Annotated in this window: 16 protein-coding genes; 7 read left to right on the plus strand and 9 right to left on the minus strand. The window is 63.1% G+C overall.

All coding sequences use genetic code 11. The annotated features are described in order from the left end of the window. The first annotated feature begins 63 nt into the window (after positions 1-63). Complete coding sequence (locus FE240_RS03880) at positions 64-1,146, plus strand: calcium/sodium antiporter (protein ID WP_193003447.1); 1,083 nt, start codon at positions 64-66, stop codon at positions 1,144-1,146. A 58-nt stretch (positions 1,147-1,204) separates the two neighbouring features. Here the strand turns inward: FE240_RS03880 and prmA are convergent, their stop codons facing one another. The 4 genes from prmA to thpR all read right to left on the minus strand — a co-directional run bounded on the left by prmA (position 1,205) and on the right by thpR (position 4,030). After that, on the minus strand, positions 1,205-2,083 hold the full coding sequence (gene prmA, locus FE240_RS03885; RefSeq protein WP_193003448.1) for a 50S ribosomal protein L11 methyltransferase: 879 nt from the start codon (positions 2,081-2,083) through the stop codon (positions 1,205-1,207). A 118-nt stretch (positions 2,084-2,201) separates the two neighbouring features. Further along, positions 2,202-2,651, minus strand: coding sequence for an RNA polymerase-binding protein DksA (gene dksA, locus FE240_RS03890; RefSeq protein WP_042046713.1), 450 nt, complete (start codon positions 2,649-2,651; stop codon positions 2,202-2,204). 102 nt (positions 2,652-2,753) lie between these two features. After that, positions 2,754-3,512 (minus strand): DNA/RNA nuclease SfsA, encoded by a 759-nt coding sequence (sfsA, locus tag FE240_RS03895; protein WP_193003449.1) that lies wholly within the window; start codon positions 3,510-3,512, stop codon positions 2,754-2,756. Next, on the minus strand, positions 3,509-4,030 hold the full coding sequence (gene thpR, locus FE240_RS03900) for an RNA 2',3'-cyclic phosphodiesterase (protein WP_193003450.1): 522 nt from the start codon (positions 4,028-4,030) through the stop codon (positions 3,509-3,511). Before thpR ends, sfsA begins: the two co-directional genes overlap by 4 nt. An 89-nt stretch (positions 4,031-4,119) precedes the next feature. Here thpR and hrpB point away from each other — a divergent pair, with 89 nt between their 5' ends. Genes hrpB through gloA2 form a run of 3 tightly spaced genes read left to right on the plus strand, consistent with a single transcriptional unit; the run spans position 4,120 to position 9,357 of the window. Continuing rightward, positions 4,120-6,564, plus strand: coding sequence for an ATP-dependent helicase HrpB (gene hrpB, locus FE240_RS03905; RefSeq protein WP_193003451.1), 2,445 nt, complete (start codon positions 4,120-4,122; stop codon positions 6,562-6,564). A 51-nt stretch (positions 6,565-6,615) separates the two neighbouring features. Beyond that, positions 6,616-8,928, plus strand: a complete 2,313-nt coding sequence (gene mrcB / locus FE240_RS03910) for a penicillin-binding protein 1B (protein WP_193003452.1) — start codon at positions 6,616-6,618, stop codon at positions 8,926-8,928. Between the two features lie 12 nt (positions 8,929-8,940). Beyond that, complete coding sequence (gloA2, locus tag FE240_RS03915) at positions 8,941-9,357, plus strand: SMU1112c/YaeR family gloxylase I-like metalloprotein (protein ID WP_193003453.1); 417 nt, start codon at positions 8,941-8,943, stop codon at positions 9,355-9,357. A gap of 205 nt (positions 9,358-9,562) precedes the next feature. On the opposite strand, the gene FE240_RS03920 is transcribed toward gloA2, so the two are convergent. Further along, complete coding sequence (locus FE240_RS03920) at positions 9,563-10,075, minus strand: DUF2937 family protein (RefSeq protein WP_404800050.1); 513 nt, start codon at positions 10,073-10,075, stop codon at positions 9,563-9,565. A gap of 158 nt (positions 10,076-10,233) precedes the next feature. Between FE240_RS03920 and FE240_RS03925 the strand changes: the two genes are divergently transcribed. From FE240_RS03925 to FE240_RS03935, 3 genes are all read left to right on the plus strand, one after another. After that, positions 10,234-10,938 carry a phosphatase PAP2 family protein gene (locus tag FE240_RS03925; protein WP_193003455.1) on the plus strand — a complete coding sequence of 235 codons (705 nt, stop codon included), beginning with the start codon at positions 10,234-10,236 and terminating at the stop codon, positions 10,936-10,938. A gap of 238 nt (positions 10,939-11,176) precedes the next feature. Further along, positions 11,177-12,082 (plus strand): sulfite exporter TauE/SafE family protein, encoded by a 906-nt coding sequence (locus tag FE240_RS03930; protein WP_193003456.1) that lies wholly within the window; start codon positions 11,177-11,179, stop codon positions 12,080-12,082. A gap of 145 nt (positions 12,083-12,227) precedes the next feature. After that, the gene (locus FE240_RS03935) at positions 12,228-12,509 is read left to right on the plus strand and encodes a hypothetical protein (RefSeq protein WP_193003457.1); all 282 of its coding nucleotides are present in this window, start codon (positions 12,228-12,230) and stop codon (positions 12,507-12,509) included. 33 nt (positions 12,510-12,542) lie between these two features. On the opposite strand, the gene FE240_RS03940 is transcribed toward FE240_RS03935, so the two are convergent. From FE240_RS03940 to FE240_RS03955, 4 genes are all read right to left on the minus strand, one after another. After that, on the minus strand, positions 12,543-13,511 hold the full coding sequence (locus FE240_RS03940) for a DUF481 domain-containing protein (RefSeq protein WP_193003458.1): 969 nt from the start codon (positions 13,509-13,511) through the stop codon (positions 12,543-12,545). Between the two features lie 83 nt (positions 13,512-13,594). Beyond that, entirely contained in the window at positions 13,595-13,840 is a 246-nt protein-coding gene (locus tag FE240_RS03945) for a YfhL family 4Fe-4S dicluster ferredoxin (protein WP_042046699.1), read from the minus strand. Between the two features lies 1 nt (position 13,841). Then, positions 13,842-15,206, minus strand: coding sequence for a prephenate-dependent tRNA uridine(34) hydroxylase TrhP (trhP, locus tag FE240_RS03950; RefSeq protein ID WP_193003459.1), 1,365 nt, complete (start codon positions 15,204-15,206; stop codon positions 13,842-13,844). A gap of 102 nt (positions 15,207-15,308) precedes the next feature. Beyond that, positions 15,309-16,046 carry an EAL domain-containing protein gene (locus tag FE240_RS03955; RefSeq protein ID WP_193003460.1) on the minus strand — a complete coding sequence of 246 codons (738 nt, stop codon included), beginning with the start codon at positions 16,044-16,046 and terminating at the stop codon, positions 15,309-15,311. Position 16,047: the final 1 nt, after the last annotated feature.

Genomic DNA, 16,047 nt, shown 5'->3' on the forward strand with positions numbered 1-16,047 from the left:
CCGTCAAGGGCGCTTGTCACCAAAGAGGGGCCTCGCAGGGGTTAACGGCACAAGGATGAGTTTATGATGGCGGTGATGTGGCTGGCGCTCGGGCTGGCGTGTCTGGTTGGGGGGGCCGAGGCCCTGGTGCGTGGCGCGTCGCGTTTGGCGGTGGCGCTTGGGATCTCGCCGCTGGTGGTGGGGCTGACGGTGGTGGCATTCGGCACTAGTGCGCCCGAGCTGGCGGTGAGCGTGCAGTCGGCGCTGGAGGGGCAGGCCGGCATTGCGGTGGGTAACGTGGTGGGGAGCAACATCTTCAACGTGCTGTTCATCCTCGGTATCTCGGCGCTCATCGTTCCGCTTTCTGTGTCGCTACAGCTGGTGCGCCTTGATGTGCCGCTGATGATCGCCGTCTCGCTGCTGGTGCTGCTGATGGGTTGGGACGGGCGCATCTCGGTGCTGGAAGGGGGGCTGCTGTTTGCCGGCATCATCGTCTACACCCTGTTTCTGCTGATCCAGAGTCGGCGCGAGGGCAAGGCCGGGCAGGAGGAGTTCGCCGACGAGTACGGTGAGCCGGAGCCCCGCTCAACCAGCCGTACACTGCGTCACCTGCTGCTGATCGTGGGGGGCTTGGCACTGCTGATCCTCGGCTCGCGGCTGCTAGTCGACAGTGCCGTCACCCTGGCCCGCTACTTCGGGGTGAGCGATCTCATCATAGGGTTGACCATAGTCGCTGCCGGTACTTCGCTGCCCGAGGTGGTCACCTCTATCGTGGCGGCGCTGCGCGGTGAGCGCGACATCGCGGTGGGCAACGTGGTGGGCAGCAACCTCTTCAACCTTCTCTGCGTGCTCGGCCTGACTGCCGTGGTGGCGCCGGGTGGGCTCGAGGTCTCAGCGGCGGCGCTGCGCTTCGATATCCCGGTCATGATCGCCGTGGCGCTGGCTTGCCTGCCGATCTTCTTCACCGGCTACACCATAGCGCGCTGGGAGGGAGGATTGTTTCTGGCTTACTACGTCGCCTATACCGTCTGGCTGGTGCTGCACGCCACCGGCAGCGCGTTGCAGGCGAGCTATGCGGCCGCCATGGCGGGCTTCGTGCTGCCGCTCACCGCCGTCACTCTGCTGGTGCTGGCGGTGCGGGCGTGGCGCTCTGTACCGGGTCGATAAGGCCGGGTCGAGAAGGGGAGGGGATAAAGCAAGGGCTCCCGAAGGAGCCCTGTTAACGTCAGCCGTGTTTGGTGCCCGAGAGGCGGCACCACTCTTCCTGCACCGCCGTCGGGTCCATGGTGAACCACTGGCCGTAGATGGTTTCGAGTTCGGGGGCCTGGCTCTCCAGCACGCCAGAGAGGGCCATGATGCTGCCGGGCTTGCCGAGATCGGCGATGAGCGGCGCCAGCTCGCGCAGGGGGCCGGCCAGGATGTTGGCGACCACCACGTCGGCCTGGAGGCCGGCCGGTTGATCTTCAGGCAGATAGAGCTCGAGGTGCTCTGCGACACCGTTGCGCTCGGCGTTGTCGCGGCTGGCCTGGATCGCCTGGGGATCGATGTCGATGCCGATGACGCGCTCAGCGCCCAGCTTCAGGGCCGCAATGCCGAGAATGCCGGAGCCGCAACCAAAGTCGACCACTGTCTTGCCGGTCAGATCCTGGCCATCGAGCCACTTCAGGCACAGCGCCGTGGTGGGGTGGGTGCCGGTACCGAACGCCAGGCCCGGATCGAGCATGACGTTGACCGCCTCAGGATCGGGCACGTCGCGCCAGCTTGGGCAGATCCACAGACGCTCGCCAAATTGCATCGGGTGGAAGTGATCCATCCACTCGCGCACCCAATCCTTGTCTTCCAGCTGCTCGACCTTGTGGCCGACCTGCTCGCCGAAGATCTGTTGAAAGAAGGCCACGATCGGAGCCGGATCCACTTCGGCATCGAACAGGCCCATCACCTCGGTTTCACCCCACAGCGGGGTCTCGCCCGGCATGGGCTCGTAGACCGGCACGTCCTTGGCGTCCATGAAGGTGACCGCTTGGGCACCGCGCCCCAGCAGCATGTTGCTCACCTTGTCGGCGGTCTTGGCGGTGGCGTTGATTCGAATTTGTATCCAGGGCATGGCGCTGACTCTTGACGGTAAAAACCGCCGGATTCTACCACCGGGGGCGATGGGTGTCGAAACGCAAAGAGGGAGCCCGTGGGGCTCCCTCTTTGTATACGCGCGAGAGGTGGGCTGATCAGCCCGCCATCTGCTTCTCTTTGATCTCGGCCAATGTCTTGCAGTCGACACACAGATCAGCGGTCGGACGGGCTTCCAGACGGCGGATGCCGATCTCGATGCCGCAGTGCTCGCAGTAGCCGAACTCGTCTTCTTCCAGCAGTTGCAGCGTCTTCTCGATCTTCTTGATGAGCTTGCGCTCACGGTCGCGGGTACGCAGCTCGAGGGCGAACTCCTCTTCTTGTGCTGCGCGATCGACCGGATCGGGGAAGTTGGCTGCTTCGTCTTTCATGTAATCAACGGTGCGATCGACTTCCTGCATCAGTTGATTACGCCAAGCCGCCAGAATTTTGCGAAAGTGCGCCTTCTGGCGCTCGTTCATGTACTCCTCACCTGCTTGTTCCTGGTAAGGCTCAACTCCCGCAATGGCCAGGGGGCCCAGAGATTTCCTGTTTTCGCCTGTTGGCATGCCCTGTCTCCTATACTGCACGCGTCCCGTGCCATCCATAAATTAAGGCCGGTATCTATATCAGATGGGGTGGTGCGTGGCAAACAACCCATACCATTATTGCTACTCCGTCGAGATTTCTGATCCCTTGGGAATAATCCGGCTAACGGTTTCAAACGGGATAAACCCTTGCGGCTTAAAGCCTGTGATCTCAACATGGGGTTGGTAGCATAAAATTTCAACCCCTGCCCCAATCGCTTGCTCAAGAAGCAGACTGTATTGTGGATCAATGTGTGATGCAGCACTCATTTTGGTAATCCCCGAGTGCAACACCATAAACAGCAACACGGCCCGGTGGCCGGCTGCCTTCATCGCCATCAGCTCGCGCAGGTGCTTGGCGCCACGGATTGTCACTGCATCGGGAAAATAGCCCATCCCATCATCACGCTCTGCATCGAGCAGGGTGACTGATTTCACCTCCACATAACAGGATGGCCGCCGGTCATCTTCCAGCAGCAGATCGATGCGGCTGCCCTCTTCCCCGTATTTGACCTCGCGGCGCAGGCGCGCGTAGCCGGCGAGCGGGGCGATATCACCGGCTTCGATCAGCTCGTGGGCAATCTGGTTGGCGCGCGCGGTATTGACACAGATGAGGTGGCCGCGCGGGCTCTGGGCTATTTCCCAGCTGTGGGGCAGCTTGCGCTTGGGATTGTCGGACGTGGAGTACCAGACCCGGGTGCCGGGGTCGGCGCAGCCGGTCATGGCGCCGGTGTTGGCGCAATGCACCGTGAGGGTCGAGCCGTCGTCGAGCTGCACGTCGGTGAGAAAGCGCTTATAGCGCTGCAACAACAGGCCGCTTTGTAGTGGAGGATGAAATTTCATGCAGTCACTCGTTTGCGAAGTGGCCAGCAGGCGAGGGGCTCATAACGTACCCCCTCCTCACTGCTGACCGACTGATAGAGACAGAAGCTGTCGGCATGTAGGACGAAATCGGGGGCCGGTGCGGGCTCTGGCGCCGCCGCGGCCTTGCGCGACAGGGTGATGTGGGGGCGGTAGTGCAGCTCGCCGTTGCCAAGGCCGAGGCGGGTGCAGTGGCGTTGTAGCTCGCGCACCAACACCGACAGCTCGTTGGGCCAGCGCTCGGGGCCGATCCAAGCCGCCTTGGCGCGACCAAACCAGCCACAACGCTCGAGGGGGATGGTCAGTGGCGGACAGTGCAGCCGGGCCGCGATCGCCTCAAGCTGTGTTCGCTGCTGCGCCGTCACCTCGCCGAGAAAGGCCAGGGTGAGGTGCAAGTTGGCCGCCGGCACCGGCACGCCGGGCCAGGGGCGGGCGGCGCGCCACGCCACGATGGGGTCGGCCAGCAGGCTGACCGGAAGGGCAAAAAACAGTCGGGCCAAGGGGTCTCCTGATGCAGCGGGGAAGGCCCCACGAAGGGGGCAAAGTGTGGCATCATAGGCGCCGTTTTTACCATGACGGAAGTGCTGATTTGTCGACTCTGCCGATCGCCGACCTGTTGCCCGCCATCGAGCAGGCGCTCTTGCACCACACCCAGCTCATCTTGCAGGCGCCGCCCGGTGCCGGCAAATCGACCCTGCTGCCCCTTGAGCTGGTGCGTCGCGAGCGCGTGGCCGGGCGCATCATCCTGCTCGAGCCGCGCCGGCTGGCGGCGCGAAACATCGCCGCCTACCTGGCCGCCCAGTTGGGTGAGAAGGTGGGGGAGCGCATTGGCTTGCGGGTGCGTGGCGAGAGCCGGGTGAGCGGCAAGACCCGCCTTGAGATTGTCACCGAGGGGGTGCTGACCCGCATGTTGCAACAGGACCCCGAGCTGTCCGGGGTCGATCTGCTCATTTTTGACGAGTTTCACGAGCGCAGCCTGCACGCCGACACGGCGCTGGCCTTCGCCCTCGAAAGTCAGCAGGCGCTGCGCGATGATCTGCGCATTCTGGTGATGTCAGCCACCCTCGACGGCCTGCCCCTCGAGCGTCTGCTCAGCGAGGCGGTGGTGCTGCGCTCCGAGGGGCGCAGCCACCCGGTCGAGTGTTTCTACCGTCCGTGGAGCCGCCAGCAGCGCCTTGAGCCCCAGCTCGGCGCCGTGGTGCTGGAGGCGCTGGCCAACCACACCGGCAGTGCGCTGGTGTTTCTGCCCGGCCAGGGGGAGATAGAGCGCCTGGCCGAGTGGCTGCGCGAGCGGGTGGGGCCCGAGGTGGACATAGCCCCGCTCTATGGCCGCCTCGATATCCGCGCCCAGCAGGCCGCCATCGCTCCTGCCCCGGCCGGGCGGCGCAAGCTGGTGCTCACCACCAACGTGGCCGAGACCTCGCTCACCATAGAGGGGATCACCTTGGTCATCGACAGCGGTCTGGAGCGGCGCGCCCAGTTTGATGTGCGCAGCGGCGTGACCCGTCTCGAGACCCCCCAGATTGCTCGCGCCTCGGCGGTGCAGCGCGCCGGCCGGGCCGGTCGTCTTGGCCCCGGCGTCTGCTACCGCCTGTGGAGCGCCGAGCAGCAGGATCGGCTCGATGAGCAGAGCCCGCCCGATCTGCTGACTCAGGAGCTGACCGGCTTGATGCTGGAGGCGGCCCAGTGGGGCAGCCGGGTTGAGGCACTGCCGCTGCTCGATACGCCCCCTGCCGGGGCGCTGGCCCAGGCGCAGCGGCTGCTCACTTCCCTCGGCGCCCTCAAAGGGGAGCAGCAGCTCACCCCCCATGGCCAAGCCATGGCCCGCCTCGGCACCGCACCGCGGCTGGCTCATCTGCTGCTGCGCGCCGCCGAGCTGGAGGCTGAGGGTCTGTCAGGGATTGTCGCCGACGCCTGTTATCTGGTGGCCCTGCTGGAGGAAGATCTGCGAGGATCGGAGCGCCTCGGCGTCTTGTTCCAACGTCGCTGCGGCGCCCTGCATGGTCAGGCGCGGCGCTGGTTCGAGCGCCTCGGGGCCAGACCAGGTGAGGCCCATGGGCAGTGGCTCGGCCTGTTGTGTGCTCTGGCCTGGCCCGATCGCATCGGGCGGCTACGCAGCGGCAGCCGCTACCAGCTCTCGGGCGGGGTGAGCGCCGATCTGGTGGAGGATCACCCGGTCACGGGGGCGCCAGCTCTGGTGGCGGTCAATCTGGGCCAGAACGAGCGCGGCAGCCGCATCTTCGTGGCCGAGCCGGTTGAGCTGGGTGAGCTGGAGCGCCTCCTGCCCGAGCTTATCGGTGAGCGCGAGCATTTTGCCTGGGACGAGCAGGCCGACCGGGTACGGGCCGAGCGCCAGCGTACCCTAGGCGAGCTGGTGCTCGGCAGTGAACCACTGAGCGCCCTTAGCGATGAGCAGAAGGGGCGCTGCCTGCTCGACGGGGTGCGCGGCAAGGGGCTGCATTGCCTGCCGTGGGACGAGGCGAGCGAGGGATTGCTGGCGCGGCTGCGCTGCGCCGCCGAGTGGCTGCCCGAACACCCCTGGCCTCAGGTGTCGGACGAGGCGCTGCTTGCCGGCCTCGAGCAGTGGCTGCTGCCGAACGTACTAGGCATGACCCGCCTCGAGCAGTTAAAGCGCGTCGATCTGGTGGCGGCCCTGCGCGCCCTGCTGCCCTGGCCGCTGCCAAGCGTGCTTGACGAACAACTGCCGGTCTATTTCACCGCCCCGACCGGCACCCGGGTGCGCATCCGTTATGTGCCGGGGCAGGCCCCTGCCATCCCGGTGCGGATCCAGGAGATGTTTGGTCAGGCCAGCACGCCACGGGTGGCGCAAGGCAAGGTGGCGCTGCTGGTGGAGCTGCTCTCACCAGCTCAGCGGCCGCTGCAAATCACCGCCGATCTGGCCGCCTTCTGGGCTGGCTCCTACGAGCAGGTGAAAAAAGAGATGAAAGGACGTTATCCGCGCCACTACTGGCCGGACAATCCGCTGGAGGCGATGCCGACACGGCTGACCAAAAAGCGGATGGAGCAGGGCTGACCCTGCCGTAACAACAACTCAGCGTGAATCGCCCGGGGAAAAAAAGGAACGATGGCAACGACACGTAAGAAGAAACCGGCCAAGAAGGGCGCTGCGCGCCGCTCCATCGGCCGTACCCTGTTCTGGCTTGGTTTCAAGCTGGCGCTGGTGGGCGCCGCCTTCATGGTGGTGTTTGGCATCTACCTCGACACCAAGGTGCGTGAGCGCTTTGACGGCGAGAAGTGGCAGCTGCCGGTGATGGTCTACAGCCGGCCGCTCGAGCTCTATCCCGGCCAGCGCCTCTCACGCGACCAGATGCTGCGCGAGCTTAAGATGCTCAACTACAAGCCGGTACGCCAGCCGCACCAGCCGGGGGAGTATGCCCTCACCTCGGCCGGCATCGATCTGGTGCGCCGTCCGTTTGAGTTCTTCGACGGGGCCGACGGGGCCCGCGGCCTGCGGCTGGCCTTCAACGGCCCGCGTCTGGCCACCATCAGTGGTCTTGAGAGCGGTCGTCAGATGGGGTTTGCCCAGATGGACCCGGTGCTGCTCGATCGCATCAATACCGAGGATCGGGAGGATCGCCTGCTGGTGCGCCTCTCTGAGGTGCCGGACAGCCTGCTCATCACCTTGCTGACCACGGAGGATCGCGACTTCTACCAGCATGGCGGCGTCTCGCCGGTGGCTATCTTGCGCGCCATGGTAGCCAACCTGCTGGCCGGCCACACGGTGCAGGGGGGCAGTACCCTGACCCAGCAGTTGGCCAAGAACTTCTTCCTGACCCGCGAGCGCAGCCTGTGGCGTAAGTTGCAGGAGGTCTACATGGCGGTGATCATCGATTATCGCTACAGCAAGGATGAGATCCTTGAGGCCTACCTCAACGAGGTGTACCTCGGCCAGAACTTCTCCCAAGGGGTCTACGGCTTCGGGCTGGCTTCCTATTTCTACTTCGGTATTCCGGCCACCGAGCTTGACATCGATCAGGTGGCGCTGCTGGTGGGGTTGGTCAAGGGCCCCTCTTACTACGATCCCTGGCGCTACCCGGAGCGGGCCCTGAGCCGGCGTAACGTGGTGCTCAAGCTGCTGGCCGAGCACGGCAGCCTGACCGAGGCCGAGTATCAGCTTGCCAGCAAGCAGCCCCTTGGCATCATTCCGCGCGGGCAGATGACCTATGGCCGCACTCCGGCCTTCATGACCCTGCTCAAGCGCGAGATCCAGTCCCAGTTCGGCCCCGATCTGCTCAAGCAGTCCGGGGTGAAGATCTTCACCAGCCTCGATCCCATCGCCCAGTTCGCCGCCGAAGAGGCGGTGGCTAAGGGGTTGGTAGAGATAGAAAAGGCGCGCGGCAAGAAGAAGCTCGAGGCGGCCATGGTGGTCTCGGACTGGCGCAAGGGGGAGATAGTGGCTGTGGTGGGGGGGCGAGACCCGCGCTATGCCGGCTTCAACCGGGCGCTCGATGCGCGCCGCCAGATTGGCTCTTTGGTCAAACCCTCGGTCTACCTGACCGGCCTTTCCAACGGCATGAACTTGCAGACGCCGCTCAAAGATCAGCCGATCCGCATCCGTGGTCAGGATGGTCAGGTGTGGACGCCGCAAAACTATGACCGCAAGTTCTTGCAGAGCATACCGCTGATGGATGCCCTGGCCGGTTCGCGCAACGTGCCGACCGTCAATCTCGGCATGCAGGTGGGGCTCGACAAGGTGGTCGACACCTTGCACAAGCTGGGGGTGGAGCAGACGATTCAGCCCTACCCCTCCTTGGTGCTGGGGGCGATCGCCCTGAGCCCGCTTGAGGTCAACCAGATGTACCTGCCGATCGCCAATCGCGGCTTGACCCAACCCCTGTCGGCCCTGCGCGCCGTGATCGATGGCAGTGGCCGGGTCATGTACAAGCAAAACAGCGTCGCCAAGCAGGTGGTGGATGCCGAGGCGAGCTGGCTGACCCTGTTTGCCATGACCAAGACCGTCAGCCAGGGCACGGCCCGCTCATTGAGCGCCCGCTTCCCCGGCCTGACCATGGCAGGCAAGACCGGCACCACCAACGAGCTGCGAGACTCTTGGTTCGCTGGCATCGACAACAACGAGCTGGTGAGCGTCTGGGTTGGCCGCGATGACAACACCCCGGCTGGGCTGACCGGCTCCAACGGGGCGTTGCAGCTCTTTTCCAACTACATGGGCCAGCGCGGGGTCAACAGCCTGTCGCTGACCCTGCCCAAGGGCATCGGCTGGGCCAGCTTCTCGCGCAGCAGTGGCGGCCGGGTCGACAGCAGTTGCCCCGGCAGCGTATCGGTACCGGCCAAGCTGGCGGGTCTGGGGGAGGCCATGTCGTGCGCCGGTTCGCCCCAGAGCGTGCTGGATGGCTGGTTCAACAACTTCTTCAACTAGGTGGGCAGCATCATGAGTGACAAGAGCGAAGGGGCGCTGCTGGGCGCCATCCACCACGTGGCGCTTATCGTGAGCGATTACGATCGTTCGCGGGCCTTCTATCACGAGCTGCTGGGGCTGCCGATCATCGCTGAGACCCTGCGCGCCGAGCGCCAGTCGTGGAAGCTGGATCTGGCCCTGCCGGGAGGCGGCCAGCTCGAGCTGTTCAGCTTTCCCGCCCCGCCGCCGCGTCCTTCGAGTCCGGAGGCGTGCGGTCTGCGCCACCTGGCGTTTCGGGTAGGGGCGCTTGAGCCGGTCATCGAGCATCTGGAGCAACACGGCGTGGCCGTAGAGCCGGTGCGGGTGGACGCGCTGACGGGTCGGCGTTTTACCTTCTTTGCCGATCCGGACGGGTTGCCACTTGAGCTCTACGAGACTCCCGCATGCTGACCCAGGCCCTCCTTTGTGAGGGCCTGTTTTTTTCTGCGGCCCTCACAAAGGAGCGGCCACGATGCAGTGCCTGCGGGGGGCCCCGACGTTAGGGTTATCGTGGTGGTCTGGCGACAGGGAGAGCGGCAATAGCCGACATGGGCACATGCCTTACCCGCTGGAGGGGAATCGCTAACACAACGGGGAGCCAAGGCTCCCCGTTGTGTTAGCGCAGTTCATTGCGCCGGCGTGGCGCCGGTCGAAACGGCCAGGCCAGGATGGCGTAGAGCAGATCCCCAAGCAGTGAGCCGAGCACGCCGGCGAGCAGACCACAGAGGATGGCCTCCTGTTTCAGGGGCACCACGTAGCTGTAGTGGGCCAGGGTATCGCGAACCCATGCGCGGTCGGCGCTGCTGAGCAGGTGCAGGGTTTGCCGATACCAGGGGGCGGCGGCCAGGGATTGCTCCTGCTTGAGCAGGCTCTGCTGCTCGATCAGCAGGCGGATGCTGTCAGCGTCGCCACGCATCACCGGATCCGGGCTTTGCTGATAGTGGCGTTGTAAGGCGCCCAGATCGCCGGCGAAGTGGCGCTCGGCATTGGCCTGAAAGGGGGAGAGGCTGAGCTCGGCTTGTTGCAGGCGAGCATCAATCCGCTGGAAGTAGAGCTCGAGCAGACCGGGCAACTGTACGCCGGCCAGCAGGCCGAGGGCGAACAGCACCATTCTCAGATAGCTGCGCATGACGAGATCCATGTCGAATAAGGGCGGGGCATACTAGATCGAAAAGGGCCCGCGAGCCAAGGCAACATGTAACACCTGGAAACAGTTGACGGGTTGTTTTTCTCGGGGCGCGCGTTAACATTTGCCCCTTCGTGACGCTGACCAGAGAAGAATCGAGCATGAACAGACAAACTGGACTGTATGCGGCGCCGCTGCTGGGGGCCTTGATTGCCCTGAGCTGGTGGCTGCTCCCGGGGCACGGTTTCTGGGCTCGCTGGGATGTGGGGATCTTCCAAGGCTTCAACTCCCTGCTTGCCGAGCAGGGCCCGTGGCGACTCGCGATGGCCATCACCAATAACCGCCTGTTCGATCTGGTGTCCCTCTCTTGCATGGTATTGCTGTTGCTGACGCTGTTTTTACGCAGTGACGGTGCCGGGCGGGCTCGCTGGGTGGCCATCGGCCTGTTGATGGTGATCACGGCCCTGCTGCTCAACCGTATCGGCCACATGGTACCCGTTGAGCGCCCGAGCCCGACACTCAGCGTACCGGGGGCCCTGCGCTTGACCGCGCTGATTGATTTTCCGACCAAAGACTCCTCCGGTGACAGCTTCCCCGGTGATCATGGCCTGATGCTGATGATCTTCGCCGCCTTCATGCTGCGCTTCGCGCCGCGCTGGATGGGGCTGACGGCCTGCCTCATGGTGGTGGTATTTACCCTGCCGCGCATCATGGTGGGGGCCCACTGGTTCACCGATATCTACATGGGGTCGCTCGCTATCTGCCTCATCTTCCTGCCCTGGCTGCTGCTCACCCCTCTTGGTGAAAAGGCGCTGGCTAGATTGATACCGCCTGTGGATCGCCTGTTTGGGCGTTGGTGGCGCTGAAGCATGCGATGAAAAAGGCCGGGTTATCCCGGCCTTTTTTTACCTATGCCATCGGAACACCCGGTGAGTCGTCGCGAATGACTCACTCCGATGGGGCTCGGATGCATCTTCCTCCGAGCCTTTCATGCATAGCAGATCCTGGCGCGGGTGACTCGAGTGCACGCGATTTTTCTGCCGTCGCTCTTTTCCTACCTGGCTGGCTGGCCTAAAATCGCCGCCCTGCTGAGGAGTATCCCCCATGTTGATGTTGTCTTTGCGGCTGGTGTTTATCGCCGGCGCCCTCGTCTATCTGTTTCTGTTGTTGACCTCATGGCATCGTCGCTGGCGCAGTGGCACGCTCGAATCGACCCCCTTTTGGAAGGTGGCGGCCATCGGTGGCTTTGCCAATTTTCTCGACACCCTTGGGGTGGGCAGCTTCGCGGTCAAGACTGCCTTCTACAAGCACTTCAAGATCATCGATGACAAGGTGTTACCGGGTACCCTCAACGGTCAGTGCGTGTTGCCGACCGTGGTGCAGTCCCTCATCTTCATCGGCGTGGTCAAGGTCGACCCCACCACGTTGCTTGGCATGATGATCAGTGCGGCCCTCGGGGCGGCTCTCGGTGCCCGCTATGTCTCCTCGTTTGATCGCCAGACGGTGCGTCTTGTGATGGCCAGCTCCCTGCTGGTGGTGGCGGGCCTTATCTTTGCCGGCCTGCTCGGCTTGTTTCCACTCGGTGGTGAGGCGATGGGGCTCTCCGGTGGCAAGCTGGTGGTGGCGCTGGTGGGCAACTTCCTGTTCGGGGTGCTGATGAACGTGGGGATCGGCCTGTTTGCCCCCTGCATGACCATGCTCTATCTGCTCGGCATGCACCCCATCGCCGCCTTCCCCATCATGATGGGCTCGACGGCGCTGCTGAGCGTCTTTTCGGCGGGCACCTTCATCCGCCGCGGCGCCTTCGATGCCCAGGCGGTGCTGGCGGTCGCCCTATTTGGCCCCATCGGCGTGGTGCTAGCCGCCTACCTGGTCACCTCGATGGACTTGGCCATGCTCAAATGGCTGGTGGGGGGCGTGGTCATCTACACCGCTTGGAGCATGTATGCCGCCTGGCGCGGTGAGCGGCGTCAGAGTCGCGTCACCATGACGGCGCAGCCGAGCCACTAAGTGAGCGAGCATTAACAAGGTGGGAACGAGGTGATGACATGGATGTATCCCTGCTGAATCGCGCCCCCCTTTTCTGGCCAGCAAAGGAGACAGCTGAGTCACCTTGCTCTAGGATCGAGCAGTTTCAATCGAAGAGATAAACACCATGAAATCACGCGTATTGTTGCTCTCTATGTGCCTCGCCGCCCCGGCGTGGGCGGGCATCCAGATCGACTCCAATGGTATTCACGTCAATGTTGATAACCAGACTGAGGTGCGAAAGTGGAAGGAAAAACATAAGAACGACTGCTCATGGATTGAGATCGGCGGCATCAAAGTGACCAGCGATGGCTGCACCGGCAAGGAAAATCAGAACAACCAGAACCGCAGTGTGCACGGCAACAACAACCCGGGTAAGGGGCACAACAAGGGTAATGGCAAGCACTGATTGCAAAGGGCGCCAGCGGCGCCCTTTTCATGGCTAGAAACTGACCCCAAGGCTCAGTAGCTGGCGCCACTCCCGGCCATTGATGTTGCGGCTGTCCCCCTGATAGTCCACATAGATATCATCCCATGTGAGGTTGGCCGACCAGGAGAGGCGCAGGTTGTCGCTGATGTAGTAACGCATCCCCAGCTCACCGTCTACGGTGCGCTCATAGGTCAGGTACTCGGCGGGTTGACTCAGGTAGTGGATGTATTCGCCACTGCTGAACAGCTCGAAGCGGGTATCCTCGATACGGTGCTGATAATCCCAAGCGAGGCTCATGGTCGGATAGGCGACGTGATCCGAGTTAAACAGCCGATAGAAGGTGGGATTGGCACGCCAGTACGCCTCTCGCAGACCTCCTAGTAGCAGGAATTCGAGCTTCTTCTTGCTCTCCTTCCACACCCGGTAACCGGGCCCTGTGTTGTAATCCACCTCGAGATAGACAGGCTCTTGCAGATCGCGCTGATAGTCGATGGTGCCGCGCCAGTACCAGCGGTCGGTGATGAAGTAGTCGACCCTGGGTTTGAGGCGGTAATGGTGATCCGTGGTGATGCCGTTGGAGGTGTCGTATTCGTACTCCCCCTCCAGACCGCTACGCCAATCCGGGTTCTCCAGCTCCAGCTTGCCCTTGGTGCTGAGGCTGTTGGTGCGGTTGGTGCTGTCTTTGATCTTGAGGTTGATATCCCCGCTGCCGGTCAGGTGCCATTTCTCATCATCAGGGGCGAGCAGGGCCAGATTGATCCCCTTGTTGCTGAGCTTGGGGGCGCTCGCCTGCCGGGCGCGCCAGCGCTTGACCGCACTGCGTGGGATCTCCACCTCTCCGCCAAAGGGAAACGTCAGGATGAGGCTCTTTTCATTGGCCTGCACCTCACCGGTCAGGCGATCGCCGTTTTTGAGCCAGATAACGTCGGCCGCAGCGGGCAGGGGGAGCAGCAGGAGCAGAGCGAGGAGGAATGGTCTCATGGGGGGCTTCATCTAAGGAAAGGTGTCACCGGCAAGAGGGGCGCAACCGGGGGCGCCTCTCTTGCTCATCAGCCAGGTTGACCTTAGCCGTGCAGGCGAGCGAATTTTTCCAATAACTGCGCCTCGGTCTCCACGTGGTTGGGGTCCCAGATGATGCAGTCGATGGGGCAGACGCTGATGCAGGTCGGCTTGTCGTAGTGGCCGACACACTCGGTGCAGCGACTGGGGTCGATCTCGTAGATCTCCTCACCGAGGCTGATGGCCTGGTTGGGACACTCCGGATCGCACATGTCGCAGTTGATGCACTTGTCGGTGATAAGCAGTGCCATCTCAGGCCGCCGTGTGAGGGTTGCGGGTATCCTCGCGCTCACCGAGGTTGCGCAGCAGGATGCCGTAGTTCACGTCGACCTCCTTGGGCACCGGCACATAGACCACGTGGCCGTTGCCCGGCGCGGTGTCGATGAGTTCACCCTTGCGGTTTTGCATCTGCTCCAGGTTGAAGCGGATGTTGCCCTGCGGGGTCATCAGCTCCAGGCTGTTGCCGACCAGGAACTTGTTTTTCACCTCAACCTCGACCATGTCGCCGTTGCGGCCGGTGATCTCACCGACAAACTGCTGGGTGTCGGAGACCGAGTAGCCGTAGTCGTAGTTCTGGTACTCGCTGTGAGTGTGGCGGCGCAGGAATCCCTCGGTGTAACCGCGGTGGGCCAGATTCTCGAGGGTGGTCATTAAGGTCGGGTCAAACGGCCGGCCGGCCACCGCATCGTCGATCGCCTTGCGGTAGACCTGGGCGGTGCGAGCGCAGTAGTAGAACGACTTGGTGCGCCCCTCTATCTTGAGCGAATGCACGCCCATCTTGGTCAGGCGCTCCACGTGCTGGATGGCGCGCAGATCCTTGGAGTTCATGATGTAGGTGCCGTGCTCGTCTTCAAAGGCGGTCATGAACTCGCCCGGACGGTTGGACTCTTCGAGCAGCACCAGGGCATCGGTCGGCTTGCCACTGCCCAGGGTCGGGTCGACCTTCTGCACCGCGATAGGCTCCTGACGATGCACAATCTGGCCGACTTCGTCTTCCTTACCCTCGTGCACCTTGTACTCCCAGCGGCAGGCGTTGGTGCAGGTGCCCTGGTTGGGGTCACGCTTGTTGATGTAGCCAGAGAGCAGGCAGCGGCCGGAGTAGGCCATGCACAGGGCGCCATGGACAAACACCTCCAGCTCCATCTCCGGCACCTGCATGCGGATCTCTTCGATCTCGTCGAGCGACAGCTCGCGCGACAAGATGGCGCGGGTCAGCCCCATCTGATGCCAGAACTTCACCGTGGCCCAGTTGACCGCGTTGGCCTGCACCGAGAGGTGGATGGGCATATCGGGGAACGCCTCGCGCATCATCATGATGAGGCCGGGGTCCGACATGATCAGCGCATCGGGCTGCATCTCGACCACAGGGCGCATGTCACGCACGAAGGTTTTCAGCTTGGAGTTGTGGGGCTGGATGTTGGCCACCACGTAGAACTGCTTGCCGAGGGCATGGGCTTCGTTGATGCCGAGCTGCAAGTTCTCGTGATCGAATTCGTTGTTGCGCACCCGCAGGCTGTAGCGGGGCTGGCCGGCATAGACGGCGTCGGCGCCATAGGCATAGGCGTAACGCATATTCTTGAGGGTCCCGGCCGGGGAGAGTAATTCTGGCTTGAACATGAGGTTCTCTCTGGTCTGATTGCAAATCAGGACACCGCCACCTGATGGCGGTGCGTAAGGGGTGCAAGATTGTACTCGCCCCCACCACCTCATGCAATTTTGCTACGCCGAATGCCACTGCTCCAGTGGGGAGGGGCGGCCATAGGCAAACCCTTGGGCATAGTCGCAGCCGATATATTCGCACAGCGCCCCGTGATGGGCGCTTTCGATCCCTTCGCAAACCACTTCCATATCCAGGCGATGCAGGTAGTCAACCAGACCGCGCAGCATCTCGGTCGCGTGTTGGTCATCGCAGGCCTGTAGCAACAGGGAGCGATCGAGCTTGATGACGTCATAGGGCTGCACCAGCATGCGCTGGAAGTTACAGGCCTCGGTGCCAAAGTCATCGAGTACGATGCGGGCGCCATGGCTGCGCAAGGTGGCGATGAACTGTAACTGGTGGCTGTGCAGCGGGGCCACTTCCAGAACCTCGAACCAGATGGTGATCGCGACCTTGCGGGCTCGCACCAGGATCAGCCGCAACAGGTTGCGATAGACGGGGCTGGTGCGATCCGGCGTCAGATTGATGGAGAGCACCTGGACGTTGTGGGAGGCCAACCTAGGGAGGTCATCGATGATGGCGTGCAGCATGGTGATATCGATGGCCAGCACGGTATCGGCATCGAGACGCTCGAAAGGGATACTGTCATAGTGGTCATGACGGCGATAACGCGCTAGCGCTTCCACGCCGACTCGTCGCTGTTCTCTGTCCAGGATGGGCTGATAGCAGGGAACGACGGCCCCTTCTTGTTTCAGGCCGGAAGTGAGCTCGACGTAGTGGGTAAAGTCTCCTTCGAACATG

The sequence above is a fragment of the Aeromonas simiae genome, from assembly GCF_014892695.1.
Taxonomy (GTDB): domain Bacteria; phylum Pseudomonadota; class Gammaproteobacteria; order Enterobacterales; family Aeromonadaceae; genus Aeromonas; species Aeromonas simiae.

Excerpts from the sequence above, each read along its gene's own strand:
- FE240_RS03880 (WP_193003447.1), top strand. The coding sequence starts at position 64 with ATGATGGCGGTGATGTGGCTGGCGCTCGGGCTGGCGTGTCTGGTTGGG.
- prmA (WP_193003448.1), bottom strand. The coding sequence starts at position 2,083 with ATGCCCTGGATACAAATTCGAATCAACGCCACCGCCAAGACCGCCGAC.
- dksA (WP_042046713.1), bottom strand. The coding sequence starts at position 2,651 with ATGCCAACAGGCGAAAACAGGAAATCTCTGGGCCCCCTGGCCATTGCG.
- sfsA (WP_193003449.1), bottom strand. The coding sequence starts at position 3,512 with ATGAAATTTCATCCTCCACTACAAAGCGGCCTGTTGTTGCAGCGCTAT.
- mrcB (WP_193003452.1), top strand. The coding sequence starts at position 6,616 with ATGGCAACGACACGTAAGAAGAAACCGGCCAAGAAGGGCGCTGCGCGC.
- gloA2 (WP_193003453.1), top strand. The coding sequence starts at position 8,941 with ATGAGTGACAAGAGCGAAGGGGCGCTGCTGGGCGCCATCCACCACGTG.
- FE240_RS03920 (WP_404800050.1), bottom strand. The coding sequence starts at position 10,075 with ATGCGCAGCTATCTGAGAATGGTGCTGTTCGCCCTCGGCCTGCTGGCC.
- FE240_RS03925 (WP_193003455.1), top strand. The coding sequence starts at position 10,234 with ATGAACAGACAAACTGGACTGTATGCGGCGCCGCTGCTGGGGGCCTTG.
- FE240_RS03930 (WP_193003456.1), top strand. The coding sequence starts at position 11,177 with ATGTTGATGTTGTCTTTGCGGCTGGTGTTTATCGCCGGCGCCCTCGTC.
- FE240_RS03935 (WP_193003457.1), top strand. The coding sequence starts at position 12,228 with ATGAAATCACGCGTATTGTTGCTCTCTATGTGCCTCGCCGCCCCGGCG.
- FE240_RS03940 (WP_193003458.1), bottom strand. The coding sequence starts at position 13,511 with ATGAGACCATTCCTCCTCGCTCTGCTCCTGCTGCTCCCCCTGCCCGCT.
- FE240_RS03945 (WP_042046699.1), bottom strand. The coding sequence starts at position 13,840 with ATGGCACTGCTTATCACCGACAAGTGCATCAACTGCGACATGTGCGAT.
- trhP (WP_193003459.1), bottom strand. The coding sequence starts at position 15,206 with ATGTTCAAGCCAGAATTACTCTCCCCGGCCGGGACCCTCAAGAATATG.
- FE240_RS03955 (WP_193003460.1), bottom strand. The coding sequence starts at position 16,046 with ATGTTCGAAGGAGACTTTACCCACTACGTCGAGCTCACTTCCGGCCTG.